Origin of the sequence: Alteromonas sp. KUL17 (assembly GCF_006538305.1) — a bacterium.
Classification (GTDB): Bacteria; Pseudomonadota; Gammaproteobacteria; order Enterobacterales; family Alteromonadaceae; genus Alteromonas; species Alteromonas macleodii.
On record NZ_BJKJ01000020.1, the window covers coordinates 1 to 18,451 of the forward strand.

At 45.1% G+C, this 18,451-nt stretch carries 15 protein-coding genes; 8 read left to right on the plus strand and 7 right to left on the minus strand.

What is annotated here, in order from left to right; genetic code table 11:
* Window positions 1-1,558: ribonuclease R family protein (locus KUL49_RS15605; protein ID WP_131137889.1), on the minus strand; the 1,558-nt coding region annotated here is incomplete at its 3' end.
* A gap of 307 nt (window positions 1,559-1,865) precedes the next feature.
* Between KUL49_RS15605 and KUL49_RS15610 the strand changes: the two genes are divergently transcribed.
* Entirely contained in the window at window positions 1,866-3,584 is a 1,719-nt protein-coding gene (locus tag KUL49_RS15610) for an alkaline phosphatase (RefSeq protein WP_131137890.1), read from the plus strand.
* Window positions 3,585-3,709: 125 nt separating this feature from the next.
* Here the strand turns inward: KUL49_RS15610 and KUL49_RS15615 are convergent, their stop codons facing one another.
* The 3 genes from KUL49_RS15615 to KUL49_RS15625 form a co-directional block, all read right to left on the minus strand.
* Window positions 3,710-4,006: a type II toxin-antitoxin system RelE/ParE family toxin gene (locus KUL49_RS15615; RefSeq protein WP_131137891.1), complete on the minus strand. Its 297-nt coding sequence runs from the start codon at window positions 4,004-4,006 to the stop codon at window positions 3,710-3,712.
* Window positions 3,987-4,235 carry a CopG family ribbon-helix-helix protein gene (locus KUL49_RS15620; protein WP_131137892.1) on the minus strand — a complete coding sequence of 83 codons (249 nt, stop codon included), beginning with the start codon at window positions 4,233-4,235 and terminating at the stop codon, window positions 3,987-3,989. Before KUL49_RS15620 ends, KUL49_RS15615 begins: the two co-directional genes overlap by 20 nt.
* Before the next feature lie 232 nt (window positions 4,236-4,467).
* Window positions 4,468-6,831: a TonB-dependent receptor gene (locus KUL49_RS15625; protein WP_131137893.1), complete on the minus strand. Its 2,364-nt coding sequence runs from the start codon at window positions 6,829-6,831 to the stop codon at window positions 4,468-4,470.
* 312 nt (window positions 6,832-7,143) lie between these two features.
* On the opposite strand from KUL49_RS15625, the gene KUL49_RS15630 reads away from it, so the two are divergent.
* Window positions 7,144-7,425 (plus strand): PepSY domain-containing protein, encoded by a 282-nt coding sequence (locus KUL49_RS15630; protein ID WP_014950922.1) that lies wholly within the window; start codon window positions 7,144-7,146, stop codon window positions 7,423-7,425.
* 101 nt (window positions 7,426-7,526) lie between these two features.
* Window positions 7,527-8,096: a cytochrome b/b6 domain-containing protein gene (locus tag KUL49_RS15635; protein WP_131137894.1), complete on the plus strand. Its 570-nt coding sequence runs from the start codon at window positions 7,527-7,529 to the stop codon at window positions 8,094-8,096.
* A gap of 59 nt (window positions 8,097-8,155) precedes the next feature.
* Here KUL49_RS15635 and KUL49_RS15640 read toward each other — a convergent pair whose 3' ends face one another.
* Together KUL49_RS15640 and KUL49_RS15645 are read right to left on the minus strand one after the other, a co-directional pair.
* Entirely contained in the window at window positions 8,156-8,800 is a 645-nt protein-coding gene (locus tag KUL49_RS15640) for a tetratricopeptide repeat protein (protein ID WP_131137895.1), read from the minus strand.
* Between the two features lie 178 nt (window positions 8,801-8,978).
* Window positions 8,979-9,230 carry a TIGR02647 family protein gene (locus tag KUL49_RS15645; protein WP_014950925.1) on the minus strand — a complete coding sequence of 84 codons (252 nt, stop codon included), beginning with the start codon at window positions 9,228-9,230 and terminating at the stop codon, window positions 8,979-8,981.
* A 294-nt stretch (window positions 9,231-9,524) separates the two neighbouring features.
* Between KUL49_RS15645 and ubiD the strand changes: the two genes are divergently transcribed.
* The 4 genes from ubiD to KUL49_RS15665 all read left to right on the plus strand — a co-directional run bounded on the left by ubiD (window position 9,525) and on the right by KUL49_RS15665 (window position 14,707).
* Window positions 9,525-10,991 (plus strand): 4-hydroxy-3-polyprenylbenzoate decarboxylase, encoded by a 1,467-nt coding sequence (ubiD, locus tag KUL49_RS15650; protein WP_131137896.1) that lies wholly within the window; start codon window positions 9,525-9,527, stop codon window positions 10,989-10,991.
* Between the two features lie 98 nt (window positions 10,992-11,089).
* The gene (gene fre / locus KUL49_RS15655; RefSeq protein WP_049586742.1) at window positions 11,090-11,785 is read left to right on the plus strand and encodes an NAD(P)H-flavin reductase; all 696 of its coding nucleotides are present in this window, start codon (window positions 11,090-11,092) and stop codon (window positions 11,783-11,785) included.
* A gap of 197 nt (window positions 11,786-11,982) precedes the next feature.
* Window positions 11,983-13,401 carry a M28 family metallopeptidase gene (locus KUL49_RS15660; RefSeq protein ID WP_131137897.1) on the plus strand — a complete coding sequence of 473 codons (1,419 nt, stop codon included), beginning with the start codon at window positions 11,983-11,985 and terminating at the stop codon, window positions 13,399-13,401.
* Between the two features lie 280 nt (window positions 13,402-13,681).
* Window positions 13,682-14,707: an ABC transporter substrate-binding protein gene (locus KUL49_RS15665; protein WP_131137898.1), complete on the plus strand. Its 1,026-nt coding sequence runs from the start codon at window positions 13,682-13,684 to the stop codon at window positions 14,705-14,707.
* Between the two features lie 234 nt (window positions 14,708-14,941).
* Here the strand turns inward: KUL49_RS15665 and KUL49_RS15670 are convergent, their stop codons facing one another.
* Window positions 14,942-17,665, minus strand: coding sequence for an ATP-binding protein (locus KUL49_RS15670; protein WP_131137899.1), 2,724 nt, complete (start codon window positions 17,663-17,665; stop codon window positions 14,942-14,944).
* 226 nt (window positions 17,666-17,891) lie between these two features.
* Here KUL49_RS15670 and KUL49_RS15675 point away from each other — a divergent pair, with 226 nt between their 5' ends.
* On the plus strand, window positions 17,892-18,449 hold the full coding sequence (locus KUL49_RS15675; protein WP_014999724.1) for a GbsR/MarR family transcriptional regulator: 558 nt from the start codon (window positions 17,892-17,894) through the stop codon (window positions 18,447-18,449).
* The last annotated feature ends 2 nt before the right edge of the window (window positions 18,450-18,451 follow it).

Below are 18,451 nucleotides of genomic sequence, written 5' to 3' on the forward strand. Positions count from 1 at the left end.
TAAACGCGGCAGGCTCGGCATCTTCAACAATGCGATGAGGAATACCAATTTCACTTAAGTAGCTGGTAAATGCAGTAAGCCTGTCGGCGTCTGGTTTGTCGTGCACACGATATAGCGCTGGCGCTTCATGCTTTTCAAGCATAAGAGCCGCACTCACGTTTGCCATGATCATGCACTCTTCAATAAGCTTGTGCGCGTCGTTACGCACCAGCGGCACAATATTTTCAATCTTGCGCTGGGCGTTGAATACAAACTTCACTTCTTGGGTTTCAAATTCAATCGCCCCACGCTTAGCACGGGCTTTTTTGAGCGCGCGGTACAAGTCGTGAAGATTACGTAAATGAGGTACATGAGGCTCGTAACGCTGATGAAGTTCTTTGTCGCCCTGCAGAATATTCCACACTTTAGTGTAGGTTAAACGGGCGTGTGAGTTCATGACTGCTTCGTAAAACTGGAATTCTTCTAGTTTGCCATTTGCACTGATGGTCATTTCACACACCATACAAAGGCGGTCGACTTCAGGGTTGAGTGAACACAAGCCGTTTGACAGTACTTCTGGCAACATAGGAATTACTTGGTCAGGGAAGTAAACCGAGTTACCGCGCTGCTGCGCTTCATCATCAAGAGCTGAGCCTGTTCTTACATAGTGACTAACATCGGCAATGGCTACCCACAGCTGCCAGCCGCCATCGTCTAGCGGTTCACAATATACTGCGTCATCAAAGTCGCGGGCGTCTTCACCATCGATGGTGACCAGCGGAAGCTGGCGTAAATCGATGCGACCTTCTTTGGCTTCATCGGGCACCTGATCGGTTAGCTTTTCCACTTGTTTGGTTACGCCATTTGGCCACTGGTGCGGAATATCAAACGTGCGAAGTGCCATTTCTATTTCCATACCTGGCGCCATATGTTCACCAAGTACTTCAACAATTTTGCCCACCGGACTCATTTTACGGCGTGGACGCTGGGTAAGCTCTACCACTACCACCTGCCCCATTCGAGCACCGTTAGTGCTTTCTGGTGGAATAACAATTTCGTGCTGCAACCTGCTGTCATCTGGCACAACCATGCCAAAACCTTGTTCAACAAAGTAGCGGCCAACAATAGGCTCGCTGCGTGGCTCAATGACTTGCGTCACAAACGCTTCTTTTCTTCCGCGGCGATCGGTTCCGCTAATGCGCGCTTCTACCACATCGTCGTGAAGGAACAGGTTCATCTGCCCAGCACTGATAAATAAATCACCGCTTTTATCTTCAGGACGCAAAAAGCCGTAGCCATCACGGTGACCAATAATTCTGCCTTTAATGAGTTCATCACGGTTTTGGAGAATGTATTTTTTCTGCTTGGTAAATTGCACCTGACCTTCGCGCTCCATGGCACGTAGTCGGCGCTGAATTCCAATTCGCGCTTCTTCGTCGAAGGCGTTCACCAAGTTGCAGATATCAAGAAACGACAACGGCTTGTCGTGTTCTTTTAATAAGCTCATCAAATATTCGCGGCTGGCTACCGGATTTTCGTACTTCTCTTTCTCACGCTGATAATGCGGATCATCACTCATGTATTTTAAATTTACCTTTCGTATTTTGTTCAACGTGTTTTCGTTTGTGGCTTAGTTCTTCAAAGCCCTGCAGAAAACATAAATATGATTGTTTAGACACACAAACCATTTTTGGTTCATGTGGTTATTTGCTGCACAGTATAACAGTATTTGCAGTAAAACATTGACTGTTATTATGGATTCTCAGCCTGACATCTCTATGTCACAAACACTCAGTATAAAAATGGGTTTTCGTTTTTGTTGCATGAGCGTTCAACAAAACAATGACATCACCGAATACCTTACAAACCTTATAAAGAGCAGGCATATGGATAGAAGATCGTTTATAAAGCTGTCGTCACTCGCAGGCGCGAGCGTAGCAGTGTCTACAGGGCTAGCAGGCTGTACCGTTAGCACTTCAGCAAACAGCCAACCACAAACCAACGCTACCTTTACCCATGGTGTGGCGAGTGGAGACCCATTAAAAGACGCCGTGATTATTTGGACGCGCGCCGTGCCCACAGCAAATTTGGGCTCAGGTTCGGGCTCAAAGTCAGGTTTAGCAAAGGCCGATATTTTATGGGAAATGGCAAGCGATGCTGATTTTGCCAATGTGATAAGTAGCGGTATTGTTGAAGCCAAAGCAATCCATGATTTTACCGTAAAAGTGGACGTAGCAGGTCTAAGTCCAGCTCGTCGTTATTTTTACCGCTTCAAAAGCGCTAATAATACAAGCCCTGTTGGAGAAACCCGTACGCTACCTGAAGTCGATGTTTCTAACGTCACGTTCGGCATATTTTCTTGTTCCAACTACCCCGCTGGCTTTTTCACGCCTTATATGGAAGCAGCGAAAGACGACAACATTGACTATGTATTACACCTTGGTGACTACATTTATGAGTACGATGGCGAAGGTTACGCAACTGAGCACGCCAAGGAAATTGGCAGGACCTATGCGCCTGATAACGACACCGAGCTTTACACTCTCACTGACTATCGCAACCGCTATGCGCTATATCGCACGGATGAAGGCTTGCTGTCGTTACATCAAAATAAGCCGTTTATTGTTGTGTGGGATGATCATGAAATTACTAACGACACCTATAAAGACGGTGCTGAGAATCACCAAGCGGATGAAGGCGATTTTTATGAACGTCGTGCGGCGGCCGTTCAAGCCTATTATGAGTGGTTACCCATTCGCCCACCATTTGGTACTGAACGTTTAGAGATTTATCGCCAGTTTACCTTTGGTAAGCTTCTTGACTTATACATGCTCGACACCCGCGTTCTTGCTCGCGACAAACAGCTTGAGTACGGCGACTATCGCGATGCTGAAACAAAAGCGTTTGACCAAGCTGGTTTTATGAAAGATATCAGTAATCCTAGTCGTGGGCTTTTAGGTGAAACCCAACGTAACTGGCTACATTCATCTATGCAGCAAAGTCAGGCTAAATGGCAGGTGTTAGGCCAACAGCTATTAATAGGTCGCATGCTTTTCCCTGTATCGATATTTAACGGCGTTGAACGAAAAGAAATTCCTGCTCATGTACATAGGCTCGCGAATATCAAACGCAAACAAAAGCAAGGTGGCGCACTTAGTGAGCAAGAGCTTGCGCTTATCAATACCGTAATGCCTTACAACTTAGACGCATGGGACGGCTACCCTATTGAACGGGAACAGGTTCTGATGCAGCTTAAATCTGTCGGCAAGCCAGTTATTGCCCTTGCAGGCGATACACATAACGCATGGCACAACAAATTAACCCTTAAAGATGGTACAGAGGTAGGGGTTGAACTTGCCACACCAGGCGTGACGTCACCCGGTATGGAACATTACCTAAGCATGGGGGATGAAAAAGCTAAAACCCTTGCAGACGACCTACCGCTTCTTATAGAAGATTTGCAGTACTGTAACCTCCACCAGCGTGGCTTTATGACATTGACCGTCAGCGAAGGCAGCGCAAAAGCCACGTGGCACTATGTGGATGCGATTTTGACCAAAGCGGGCAAAGTGGTTAACACGCATAGCTTTGAGATTAAGGCATAGCTTTCTACAAGTTTATAAGCGTGTATAGGCGCTAGTCTATGCACGTTATTTATAAAGTTAGAGGCTACAAACGCTATGTGGCGAGTCGCACTACAAGCACAATTCTCTCCACAAACAGATTGTTTTTAATCTGCGCTCGGCCATTGCTGAGCATCATGAAGAACTCGTAGTATTTCGATGCAATTTGTAATGATGTTTTCTCGATATATAACGATATACGGCAGGCCATTAATCACAAGTTCCCGCGTATTCTTCAATCGGCCATGACGGCCCGCTCTAGGATGTTCTGATAAGACTAGGTGCGAACTATCAATAATATTCATTATAACGTCGATAGCTACAGAGGGGCTATTTTCTTGCGCAATATGAGCTTCAATTTTCTCTAAATCGGTACCTGCAAGATCAGTCCATTTGAGCTGCACGCTTAGCCTCCCATTTAGCTTTGACATCAGTATGGTCGGTCAAACGTCCCTCATCAGCGGACTTCACTCCTTTTTCCACCTCTTGGATAAACCACTCTTCGCGAGCAACAAACTGCTTGATAGCTTCGGCCATCAGCCAAGCCCTGGGCCTGTCCATCGCTTTAGCCATTTCGCCTACACGAGCAAGTGTTTCATCATCTAATCTTACTGAGGTAGCTTTTAAAGGCATGCAGATTCTCCGAGATTCTTTGAGAATCTTTATTGTAACCGCGCTAGCGTTAAATGTCTTCTTTTGCTTTTTATCAACAAAGACAGAGTGCAAGACATTACAGTTAAATCGCTCCAACTAAAATAAGTGTCTCTGATACTCCTTCCCGTAACCCATATAATTTTAATTACGTCCTATTCCCATCAAAGCAAGCGCATGTTGACGGGAATAGGTAATCTCTTATTCTTTACCTCTAGAACTCGTAATAAACACGCACACCATCAATGCGTGGCATGCCGCGTACGAAGGTAGGAATACCCAATCCACCGCCTGTATTACCAGCATCAATCAAGAATTCTTTATCAAACAGGTTGTTCACGTAAAACTCATAGGCAAACTTGCTGTTGTCTTGAAGCAGCTTCACCGATACATCAGTCAGTGAGTAAGTATCTTGAGAAAGACCAGGGTAATTGCTGCTTTCAAAAAACACTTCTGACTGGAAGCTGGTAAGCCAGTTAACATCAATGTCAAAACTGTCCATATTGAATACTTTGTTGATGTTTATTGCGCCGCTAACTTCTGGCGCTAAGCGGAACTTATTGCCACCGTATTGGAACTCAGATCCATCAGCAGTATTGTCTGCAAATTCAGCGTCAAGGAAACCAAGGCTTGCTGTTAGCGTCAGCGTCTCGCTGTAGTTATAGGTCGCCATGCCTTCAATACCCGACATGGTCGAGTCGCCTACCGTTACAGTAATAGACTGTAAGGTTTCTGCGTCGGTAAAGCTTTGCTGATAATCGCTGTATTCGTAGGTGAAAATAGCACCTGAGAACAGGAAGTTGGCGCTTTGGTATTTAATACCTAAATCGTAACTGTCTACTATTTCAGGTTTAGTCACATTAACGCCACCTGCGTTAGCATCCACAACTGGTGAACGTCGTCCCCTAGCGTAGTTCGCGTATACGTTCCAGCTGTTATTAACATCATAGCTTACGGCAAAGCGCGGCAGGGTATCGTCAAAGTCGCGCTCGGCATCGAACGTAAATGCACCGTCTGCAGTAGTATAAGTATTACGGGTATAACGTGTTTCGTCGATATAGCGCACGCCAGCAGTAATGTTGATGTCATCGGTAACAAAATACGACACCTCAGCAACATAAGACGCTATATCAAGTTCAGCTTCAAATATAAACGGCCCTTGTATCAGAATAGGCGGCAATGCAGGATTAGAAATAGGAGAGCCATCTTCATTAAACAGTTGCGACACTAACATCGCACGCAGTGCTTCTATTTCTTCTAACGATGCGCCGGTAGCGATATTCTGATTTAGCGGAATGTTTGAGGTGGCCTCAAGCTGTGCTTTTACTGCATCAAACGTACCGCGTATAAATGGGTCTACCATCACATAGTAAGGCAAAATAGAATCGTCTTGAGTAATAGACGCGCCTACAAACGCGGCCAACTTATCACCCGAGTCATACACTAAACGCATTGACGCACCTTTAAGCGTAGCGTCGTTATCGAAATAGGCATCTTGAATACGCAAAGCAGAACCGTCGGCGTCAAATCCTTCGCTCACCTCTACATCTTTATAGTAGGCATCGGCGTGTAGGCTAAGCATTTGGTTGAAATCGTAGTTTACGGTTAAATCATAAGCTTGAAGCGTTCGTTCAATGCCTAGTTCACTACCTAAACTAAATTCGGCATCAGTAAAAGGGCTAGTATCTCCGCCATTGGGGGCGATAGAGCCTGATTTGAAGGCAATGCCCGGCTGGTCGTTATACTCCATTGCTGCACGCGCAATGATTTCAAGTTGCTCGTAATTCGCAAGCCATGTTGCCCGTAGCGCTTGCACCGATACCCCCTGAAGATCTTCGCTATTGCACGGCACTTCTTCACCAAGATGGTTGTACATATTTGCATTACCGTAATAGGAGTCAGCGCTACAGGCATTGTTCTCTACAATGCCATCCATTTCGCGATAAAGACCTGCTATACGAAAACTGTGGTTGTCGTTAATAGGCTGGTTATACATGAATTCAAGTTCTTGCCCTTGCTCTGAGTTATAGCCAACCTGTACCTTGCCTTCTTGTTCGAAGGTGGGAAGATTAGAATGAATACTTACCGCACCATTGGCTGCCGCCACACCAAATAGGGTTGGCTGTGGGCCTTTTAAAACCTCTACGCGGGCAATATCGTAAAGCGCCACACTGGCTACGGTTTTCTTACTAATATCAAAGCCATCTTGATATACCGATATGCGAGGCGTTGCCGACACTGACGACACATCATCGGTGACACCGCGAATATTAAAAGAAGGTAAGCTTACGGCTTGTTCCTGAATTTGAACGTTAGGCAAAATACGAGATAGCTCATCAAGCTCCATAATATTGGTGCGCTCAAGAAACTCGCTGCCTATAACATCCATAGTAACGGGCACATCCATTACAGACTGCTCTCGCATTTGGGCGGTTACCGTAATCTCTTCTATATAGTCATTTTCGCTTTCAGTGTCGGGCGCTACTTCTTGTGCAATTGCAGCGGTAGATAGTGCAAACGCAATTGTTGTGGCAAGCAAAGAGCGTGAACAAACCGGACGTAGATACAGAGGACGCATCAAATCATTCCTTTTGTGTGCTTATTGGGTGTTTGTGTATTTTTATAAGCATTTCGCCGATAGATTGGCGACATTGCTTACCTTTTAGAATTATCGAAGCACAAGAATGTAGAGCGCTTTTGAGACGGTTCGATGAAGTATAGGTTACAAATGAAAGGCAATTTTGTGACAGATATATGCCCATTTGAAAAGTCTACGCCGCGATAAATGGCATAACAAAAAACACCCCTTTGAATCAAAGAGCAAACTAAGTACACTCAATCTACGTGGGACAGAAATAACGTTTAACTAAAAAGCGAAATGGAGACTGCAATGAAAAAACTAATGATGGCTACGGCTATTGGCGCTGCAACCCTATTAAGTGCATGTAGTGCAGAGCATGGCACTACGCAGTGTACGACTGCACCTGAAGCTGAATGGCAGAACCAAGATGCGTTTCAGGCTCAGCTATTAGCGCAAGGTTACAAAATTAACGAGTTCAAAGTAACCGGCGGCAACTGTTACGAAATCTACGGCTTCGACAAAGAAGAAAACAAAGTAGAAATTTACTTTAACCCTGTTGATGGCAGCATTGTTAAGAAAGAAATGCACTAAGTGTGTTTTAACGAACGATTCATCGTTCGTTTGCTTTAACACTTGATAAAAACGCTGCAAACTATTGCAGCGTTTTTGTTTTACCTTAAGAAAGTTATGTAATGTACAGACCTAAAGATACGCCTTCGGATATTTATATTTGGGATTGGGTAGTGCGCCTATGCCACTGGGGCCTTGTTGCTACCTTTGTGACCAATTATTTTATTGTGGAGCCAGGTCGCCTTTATCATGAAATAGCTGGTTATATGGCGGTAGCGCTTATATCTATAAGGATTGGCTGGGGCATTTTATCCACCAAATTCGAAGGAAGTAAAAGGGTTGCTACTGCATACGCAAGCTTTTCTAAAGTATCATTACGTCAACAAGCCTTCGCTGAACATATTCAGCACGTAAAACAAAAGAAAATTCCTACTCACCATGGCCACAACCCTTTCGGCTGGCTAATGATAATGGGCGTTATCACGCTACTGCTGGGTTTAGGTGTTACCGGTTTTATGATGGAAGAAATAGATGCCATGTTTGGCAATAGTACGCTGGAATGGATACACAGCATTATGGCCGATGTGCTTTACGCATGTGTGCTAGTGCATGTTGCTGCAGTGTTTGCTGTGCAATATATGGGAAATATTCAGTTAGTTCGCCCTATGCTCACAGGCTGGCGGAAGCGCTAAGCCTCCGCAAACTATCTTAATCATTTAGGCGCTTGCTATCGATTACGTACTGGTAATATTTAGCTATCTAAAGGACGCTTTGCTTCACGCACAGCTTTGGGATGCATAAGCTTTTCTAAGCGAGCAAGATACGACGCTATTTTCTGATGCTGCTTTTTATCGTTGGTTACAGAGTTATACAGCCAGTGGTAGGCATCTTCATAGTCATAAGGGCTGCCGTAACCTTCCAAAAACAGCTCTACCAAATGAATTTGCGCTTTTAGGTTTTTAAGCGCAGCCGCTTCTCGCAAATACACCACGGCGCGAGATTTATCTTGCTGCACAAGCGTACCTTTTGCGTAGTATCGCCCGAGTTGCTCTAGTGCTGCTGGCAAACCTTGATTCGCGGCGTCCTCCATATAGCCAATCCCACGAGCAGGTTCAGCATCTACGCACACGCCCCACGCTAACATGTCTCCCCATAAAAACTGGTAGGCCGGTACTTTCAATACGTTGGCACGCGCTTCAATGTCTTGTACTAATTGGCATCGATCAGCAACTACTTTGTCTAAATGCGTATTAGCATTAATCATATCGATTAAGGCATCTTGGCTGTAAAGCTGAACTGCGCGAAGCTCTTCAATCGTTTCCCCTTCAAGAGAATGAGCGGAAAAGCCCGTGACAGTCGCGCAGATAAATAAGGCTGTGTGTAGAATACGTTTCATAGCAAAAGAGTATGTGTTGATTACAATGTCTTAGTTAAGGTATCGACTAATTATAGATTATCTTAACCAAGACATGCTTTTCTTTACGAATGGACACATGAGCGTCTGCGGCCAGCTAATATCTGCTTTCAACTTTATGCTGACCACATGCATTTAAACGTACGCCAGCATCTTGCTTTTAGTGGCTACTTTTTCGTGGGCACATCGCCGATTGGATATGGCGGGCATGATCGGCTAGGTCAATACCTAAATCAGTTAGATAACCGCCGTCAGGCTGGGTGATTAGGCCTTTCGAGTAGAGTCTGGACGCTGCATTCACCATACTTTGACTCGCGTCATGATGAATTTTCAAACCTTGAAGCAGGCTGTCTGTGGGAAACTTCAGTAACAAATTTAATTCGTCTAGCATGTCCTGATCGAATGAACTCATGTAACCACCTTAGGCAAAAGGGTTATAAGGGATTTAGCACGCTGGCTACTGCAAAACTCTTCAGCAAAGCACTATGATAATAACCTATACCGAAGCACACACACCAAAGCACTATTAGCCCTAGATTTGTTAATATTTTTAACGCTTTCTTATATCACACCCAAATGGCACCTCTGTAAAGCGTAATTTATCTGTAAAACGTTTAATCGTGTAAACACAGCGCTTACTGATCGGACTTTGCCGCTAAATAGTATATTCTTGCCATAAATTGAGTTTGTGGATGCACCTACACTGATGAAGTACAAAGATTTACGCGACTTTATTCGCCAGCTAGAAGCTAAAGGTGAATTGGTACGCATTACCCAGCCCATTGATACCGACCTTGAAATGACGGAAATTGCCGACAGGACGTTGCGTGCCGGCGGCCCAGCGCTGTTGTTTGAGAATCCTAAAAACCACGACATGCCCGTTTTGGCTAATTTGTTTGGTACGCCAGAACGCGTAGCCATGGGCATGGGACAAGACTCTGTTGAAGCACTGCGTGAAGTAGGCAAGCTACTGGCTTATTTGAAAGAGCCTGAGCCGCCTAAAGGGCTGAAAGATCTTTGGGAGAAGCTGCCAGTATTTAAGCAGGTGCTTAATATGCCTGCCAAAGTCCTTAAAAAAGCCCCTTGTCAGGAAGTGGTGCTTACCGGTGACGATGTAGACTTGTCAAAAATTCCGGTACAGCGCTGTTGGCCGGGTGACGCTGCGCCTTTGGTAACCTGGGGGTTGAGTGTTACAAAAGGACCGCATAAGAAGCGCCAGAATTTGGGGATTTACCGTCAGCAGGTTATTGGCAAAAACAAACTTATTATGCGCTGGTTGTCACACCGTGGGGGCGCCCTTGATTTTCGAGAGTGGTGTCAAACGCATCCGGGCGAACCCTATCCTGTATCAGTGGCTCTTGGCGCAGATCCCGCGACCATTTTAGGTGCAGTTACTCCTGTACCAGATACCCTTTCCGAGTATGCTTTTGCAGGCTTACTACGCGGTGATAAAACCGAAGTAGTTAAGTCTATTAGTAACGACTTACAAGTACCTGCCAGTGCCGAGATTGTGCTTGAAGGCTATATTGCACAAGATGAAACTGCACCTGAAGGTCCATACGGCGATCATACCGGTTATTACAATGAAGTCGATGACTTCCCAGTGTTTACGGTAACGCATATTACCCATCGTAAAGATCCTATCTATCATTCAACCTATACAGGCCGTCCACCAGATGAGCCTGCGATTTTAGGTGTTGCGCTAAACGAAGTGTTTGTGCCTATTTTGCAAAAGCAATTCCCTGAAATTGTGGACTTCTACTTGCCGCCAGAAGGTTGTTCTTATCGTATGGCGGTAGTTACCATGAAGAAACAGTACCCAGGTCACGCCAAACGAGTGATGATGGGCGTATGGTCGTTCTTACGCCAGTTCATGTACACCAAATTTGTGATAGTGTGCGATGACGACGTCAACGCGCGTGACTGGAACGATGTTATTTGGGCCATCACTACCCGTATGGACCCAGCCCGCGACACGGTAATGATAGAAAATACGCCTATCGACTACTTGGATTTTGCGTCCCCCGTTTCAGGGCTAGGTTCTAAAATGGGAATGGACGCCACCAATAAAATGCCGGGCGAGACCGACCGAGAATGGGGCGTACCTATTGTGATGGACGAAGACGTTAAGAAACGCGTTGATGATATTTGGGACAGTCTTGGTATTATGTAGCGACTATTTTTAGCGCTATTTATTTTGTATTGAAACATGCGCTTTTCTTAAGCGCATGAAAAGGCGACACGCTAAGCAAGAAGGTTAGAAGAGAATACATGTCAGAAATTAAGTGTAAGGTTGCAAGCATCACGCCTTTAACCGAAGTGGTTCAAAAAGTTGAATTAACGCCAGAAAGCCCTGTTGAGTTTAAGGCGGGTCAGTACGCCATGGTGGTAATGGGCGAAAAAGATATGCGTCCATTTTCTATTGCCAATGCCGCATTTGATAATAGCCGCATTGAATTACACATTGGCGCAGAGCCTGGCAATAGCTATGCTGGTGAAGTGCTAGAGCGCATGCGTGCGGATGGCGAAATTACCGTAAACGTAGGTAATGGCAATGCCTTTTTGCAAAGTAATGGCCTGCCTATGGTGCTTATTGCTGGTGGTACTGGCTTCTCATATACCTACTCTATTCTGCAAGAGCATCTTAACAGCGGTGATAAGACACCACTTACCCTTTATTGGGGTGGAAAACACGCGGCTGATTTGTATTTAGCTGACAAGCTAACTGAGCTCGCTGAAGCTAACGAACACTTCACTTTTGTGCCGGTTGTAGAGTTTGCATGCGACGAATGGAAAGGCAGAACGGGTTGGGTACACCATGCGGTAATGGCAGACCACGCTGACTTTGCCAATATTCAGGTTTACGTAGCAGGTCGCTTTGAAATGGCCAAAGTTGTACGCGATGATTTTACACAACGCGGCTTAAAAGTTGAGAACCTGTTTGGCGACGCGTTTGCGTTTATTTAAGCGCTAGCGTAAACCCATATTCTGAAAGCCGGCGAATGCCGGCTTTTTTATTTTTTTTAGAGTCATTTTTCATTCCCAGCGTCTTACTCCGTTTTTCAATCGCGATGCCTTGCGATGACCAACCATTAAACACGTTTACTCTAATTGTAGCTTTGCCACGTATTCGTTATGGTGAAAAAATAAAACAGGAGATAACAATGATAAAAAACCGACCCGCACTAGCTAGTATAAGTGCAAAAATAAGAACTGAATTAACGAAAGTACTGGCATCAGCTGTATTGGTAAGTAGCACAGTGTCATTCGCCGCTCACGCACAAAGCGAGCAGCAGCAAACACTTTACGATATTGCCAAAAATGTCTCCGCTGAAAACATTGAAAAAGACATTACTATGCTGGTGAACTTTGGTACACGCCATACCCTTTCTGAAACCGAGTCTGATACTCGTGGTATCGGTGCTGCGCGACGTTGGATTAAATCTGAATTTGATAAAATTTCAGCCGAGTGTGGTGGCTGCTTAGAAGTGTACTACCAGTCGGAAGTCATCAGCGGAGAAAAACGTATTCCCGACCCAGTAGAAGTGGTTAGCGTTATCGCGATACAACGTGGTACCACCGATCCAGACCGTTACGTCATCATGTCAGGCGACATCGATTCACGGGTGTCTGATGTAATGGACTTCACCTCTGACTCACCAGGGGCAAACGACAACGCCTCTGGTGTTGCCGGTACCCTTGAAGCTGCGCGAGTACTATCCAAATACAAGTTTAACGGCAGTATCGTGTATGCTGCTTTATCTGGTGAAGAGCAAGGGCTTTTCGGCGGGCGTATTATGGCAAACCAAGCCAAGGAAGACGGCTGGCGAATTAAAGCCGTGCTCAATAATGACATGATAGGCAATATCGAAGGGGTTAACGGTGTGATTAACAACACCACCGCTCGCTTGTTTGCTGAAGGTACACGCGTAACCGAAACGGATAAAGAAGCACGCATGCGACGTTTCACCGGGGGTGAAGTTGACTCACCAAGCCGTAACCTTGCCCGTTACATCGATAAAATTGCCGATCAGTATATTGAGAACCTAGACACGATGGTGATTTATCGTTTGGACCGTTTTGGTCGTGGCGGCCATCACCGCCCGTTCAACGACTTGGGCTACCCGGGTATTCGTATTATGGAAACTAACGAAAACTACACCCGCCAGCACCAAGACCTTCGCGTAGAAGACGGTATTGCCTATGGTGACACCTTGGATGGCGTCGACTTTGATTACGCTGCCAAACTTACTGGCCTTAATGCTGTTTCTCTTGCTGCAATGGCGTGGGCACCGAATCCACCTGCAAATGTAGAAATTGCCGGTGCAGTTCAACCTTCAACATTTTTAAAGTGGGATGCACTAGACGCTCAAGAGAACCCTCAACTTAAAGGGTACAAAGTATACTGGCGTCATACTGATGCTCCGCAATGGGAATACAGTAAATATGTGGGTAACGTCACCGAGGCCATGCTTGAGAACGTCGTTATCGACAACTACTTCTTTGGCGTAGCCAGCGTTAACAAGGACGGTGTTGAAAGCGTAGTGGTTTATCCAGGTCCTGCGGGAAGCTTTGGAGAATAAGCGTTTATGTTGAGCGCCTATATTGAGCGCGCTTATACGCATCCAATTGCGCCCCCCAATTACGCATGCAATCAAGTTCGTGACGTTAAGCTGGTAGTGAAACCGGCTTATCGTCGCGAATGACTTTACTTAATAAAAGCTAATATAAACGTGGACACTACACTCAATATATTGATGTCGCTTACATTTTGTTAATTTTAGCCAGTACGTGTTTATTGGAATTAAGCGACTAACTGCATTACAGTGTAGTAAATGTATGACGGCAGTTCGGAGTTCACCTTTGGTAAGATTCAGCGCGTTCTCGCTCTCTATTTTCACTCAACGTCTTTCTTTGTTAGGCATAAGCCTAGCCCTTTGTTGTTTAAATGTTTCGCAATTACATGCCGCCCCTACCAGTTTAGGTGCAGCTTCCTTCGAGACCTACATAAGCGATGATGGGGAGCCTGCTCGGATTAACGCATTACTTGAAAAGGTGTTTAAAAAAGCAGAGTTGAATATTCAGCTTCAGGTTATGCGACAAGCTTTTTTGGGCAGTTCTGTACTGACAGGTAAGCTAGACGGTGAATTTGCCTACGTTAATTTGGGCGAGGCTAGCAGCAACTATGTACTATCCGATATCTACTTACCTATTTACCTTTACGCGGTAAGTAAAGAGGCGGACGTTGAGGCAATAAAGCTTTTTCCTCATTTAAAAGACAACCGGGTCGCTATTGAAAATCGCTTTGCGAATACGCCCTCATTCAGACTGCTGAAAGATATAAAGTGGTCACGCAACCCCACTACGTTTGATGCATTTCGCCAACTTGCCGACGATAGAGCGCCTTACTTAATTACCACCCAGCTGCTTGCGCGAGAGCTAAACATACTGCTGGCTAACGATAATGAAGAAACCCTGCACTTTTCAGCAAAACCGTTAGCAAAAACCGGATTTCAAATAGCTATCAGCAAAAATGTTGCTAACGCTGAAAGGATTGTTGCGCAATTCAATCAAGCTGTGTCGACAATGCAGAATTCGGGGGAATTGAATCAGCCACTTGATTTAGCTTGGCTCACCAAAGATGTGAATGGCGATGGCGTTGCCGACTTTATCGGGCACAGCAACATAACTACCACGTCAGACTTGTTAAACACCGCCTATTCCCTTGACGGTAAACCTACATCTGAAGCCAGCGCGTTTTATATTGACGGGGATAGATATGCATCGCTTGAGGAAGCGCGTGCAGCCCTTCCCGATGCAGAAAGTTCGTCGCCCCGCGAGTCGCTGTTAGATAAAACCACCTACCAGCTATTACTCCGCCGCTGGTAGATGAATTTTGACTTCGGTGAACTTTGAAAGCAATGAGCGTTGAAAGGCATTAAATTAGGTAGAGAAACACGAAGTCGACTACGCGACTTCTACACTACAAAGCATACCTGTCGTTGCTTAAACTAAACGGACTATTCAAAGGTATGCGTCAGCCTTGTTAACGTTCTATCTTCGCGCTCTATCTTCGCAATTCTGCTGATCAAAGGTTGCAAAAAAGACGGGGAGTCGTCAGCGTTAGTGTGACGTTTCTGGCAAGTACATTTCCAGAATAGTCAGCAATTCTTCGCCATCGACCGGCTTTGACACATAGTTGTTAAAGCCAGCTTTAAGTGCTTTAACGCGATCAGATGTATAGGCATAAGCGGTCAGTGCTACGGCATTAAGCTTTGCAATTTCTGGTATTTCACTGGCTCTTATTTTTAAAACTAAACCCAGCCCGTCCATTTCCGGCATACCAATATCCGATAGCAGAAGATCGAAGGCTTCTGGCATATCGTTAATTTCCTTCCATGCCAACAGGCCGTTCTTCACAACATTAACTCGCGCGCCGTTAGATTCTAGAAACAGCTTTATGAAATCACGGGCGTCTTGCTCATCTTCTGCGACTAAAATCCGTAAGCCGTTTAAGCGCAATGACTCGGTCAGGTCGCTAATTTCAGAGTTCTTAGTTTCAATAATGTCGTCGTGCAAATTAAGCGGCGCAATAGGCAGCGTTACGTAAAACGTTGTTCCCGTATTAGGTCCGTCGCTTTCAGCATAAATTTCACCACCGTGCATCTCTACTAAACTTTTCACAATAGACAGGCCTAAGCCCAACCCATGTTTGTTGTGCTCGTTTTTGCCTTGATAAAAACGTTCGAAAACATGAGATAGCTGCTCGCGCGTCATACCTTTGCCGTTGTCTTTAACGCGGAAAAGGTAGTTTGAATGTTCTCTTCGCCCTCTTATATGCACGGTTCCACCTTTAGATGTAAACTTAAGCGCATTGCTCAATAGGTTATTAATAACCTGCTTTATACGTAGGTTGTCACCAAGAATCTGCGTATGATCATCTTCGCAATTTATCGATAGCTGTATATTCTTGCTCGCAAACCCTGCTTCGAAAGATTTTGCTACTTCAGATATAGACTCTGCAATATTAAGCGAATGGGTGCTTAACTTCATCGTGCCTGAAATAATACGGGATAAATCGAGAATATCGTTGATCAGTGCTGCTTGAGTTGATGCCGCGCGCTTTATCACCCCAAGGGCGTCAGTCATTCTGTCCACATTGCCGACATCCATAAGCGCTAAATCGGTCCACCCCACAATAGAGTTAAGTGGTGAACGCAGCTCGTGAGAAATGCTGGCAAGAAACTGATCTTTCGCTTTATCCAGCTCTTCTAATTTACTAATTTGCTTATCGAGGGACGCTTTTAAGCTTAGCGCGTAAGGTATAAACAGATGGTCAAAACCTTCAATGATTAGTTGATCATCTTCGGTCCACTCTACCGATTCATCAGCGACACTTTGCAAATACATATCAAACGAATTACGAGGGGTAAGAGACTTTCCAATATCTTTTCTGGCTGCATCGCGCCCCGCCCAACGAATGGTCTTGTCTTTCTGCTCTCTAAACCAAACCGTGTAGTAGCCCAGTTTTGAAGACACGCAGGAAACATACATGCCTCGAATGCCGTTTAGGTCGCCGCTATCTAAAATTTCATTTGTTAATCGGTTTATGGCAATGGACTGCTCAGAGTCGCTAATGGCAAATTTTTCGAGTAATTTTGCCAAGGTTTTCTCTGTGGGAGTCTTACCAACCAGATAGTTGCCCGTAGGGGTAACCACCGCCATACCGCACGAATCAGCAACATCCAGTAAGTCTCCTTCTTTCTGCGTGATGGCCTCAAGCGGGTTCGTGTATGAAGTAAGCTGGTGAACAATATAGTTCAGCTTGCGTTGGCGAATTTGAAATTGCTCTTTCTTTTTATGCAGTGCTTTCGTGTGAAGCTGCCAGGCATAAAGGTGACCTAATGATTCGCAAACTAAACGTTTCTTCTGGTCGATGTAAGCCGGTTCACTGTTGTGGCATGCTAACAATCCCCACAGTTTACCCTCAAAAACAAGTGAAACTGAAAATGAAGAGCGGATCCCCATGTTTTTAAGGTAGGCAATGTGCATAGGCGAAACAGAGCGAACCATCGACATTGATAAATCCAATGGCGGACGTTCGGCCTCTTTAACCGAAGGCTTAAGGCCTATAACTTGCTCTTCTACATCGTAGACACAGCGCACTCGATTTTTTAGATACAGTTCACGGGCCTGACTGGGGATATCCGAAGCGGGAAACTTCAACCCTTTGAATGAACGAGAATCTGCACTTGCGGCTTCACCAATCACTTCACCACAGTAGGTTTTGTCAAACTGATAAACCATGACCGAGTCGAAACCTATGTATTGCTTAAATACCTGAGCGATAGCATCGGCAACATCCCCTATGGAGTCGCGGTCATCGACATTGGGTAACAATGCGCGAATATCTACATCCATTGGCACCCATTGCTGCGCCGCCTCAAAGCTTAGTTGAGGGGTTGGCTCAAGCTCTATAACCAACAGGCCATTAGAATCGAAGGCAACACCACTGCCCTCTTTCTCCCAATCTTTGAGATGGAGCGCATTTTCAGCAAACTTCCACTGGTAGGCGTGGCGTACATTTCCGCCTTTTACAGCATCGTGAATAGTCTGGAATGTGCGCGCTTCAGGAGAGGGAATGTCAATCAGTTCAGTGATAAGTGTTTCACCGGGAACGACGTCTACGTTGAACATGTCATTGATGTTCTCGCTTACCACCTGAATTTTTTTAGTACTTGGATTGATGGCAATGACATACCCAAAACTTTGTACGCTTTCAATCAAGTGGATAGCTTCATCTTCACAGTTTTGAAGCGTTGTAGGGGTATTGTCAATTGTTTGCATTACTTTGCGCCAAGTATCAAGAAAGCGAGCTTTCGTCGTGTGTTCCGTAGAGTAACCCACACGATAACAACTTATAGCTGAGAAAGCATGTTATATCGACGTCTAGATCATTAGCTGAGAACATTAAATTTTCAAAAATTCGTACGTGATATCACGAATAAAACTTGTGTTTCTTGATCCTACGCAATAAACTTTCAGTAATTTCTGAAACTTCTGGAAGGTAAAAATGAAAATGACGCCTTTAATTACATCTGCGGTTATGCACTTTGGCGAAATGGGAAGTCGTTGGGGTTTCAACAGAACAGTTGGGCAAATTCTTGCGCTTATTGTTTTAAACGAAGAGCCCATTTCGGCGCAGGAAATTGCAGATGCGCTCAACATATCCAGAGGCAATACCAGCATGGGTTTAAAAGAGCTTCAGTCATGGCGCTTAGTTAAACAGCATCTTGTTCCTGGTGAGAGAAAAGAGTTTTTTATTCCGGCTGGCGATATTTGGACACTGGCCAATAGAGTATTTGAAGAACGAAGAAAGCGCGAGATAGACCCAACCATGAGTCTACTGCGTGATTTGTTGCTTGACGCACCTGCCAATGAAAAAGAGGCAAATGCACAACATAAACTGAACGAAATTCACGATTTACTCGAATCAATTACGGCATGGTCTGAAGAGCTTCAAAATCTTGGGCCTGAAAAGTTAAACACGTTGATGAAGTTGGGTTCTGGCGTGGGCCGAATGCTTGAGCTTAAGGACAAGCTACTTCCGGGGAAAAACAGCGTTAACTAAGG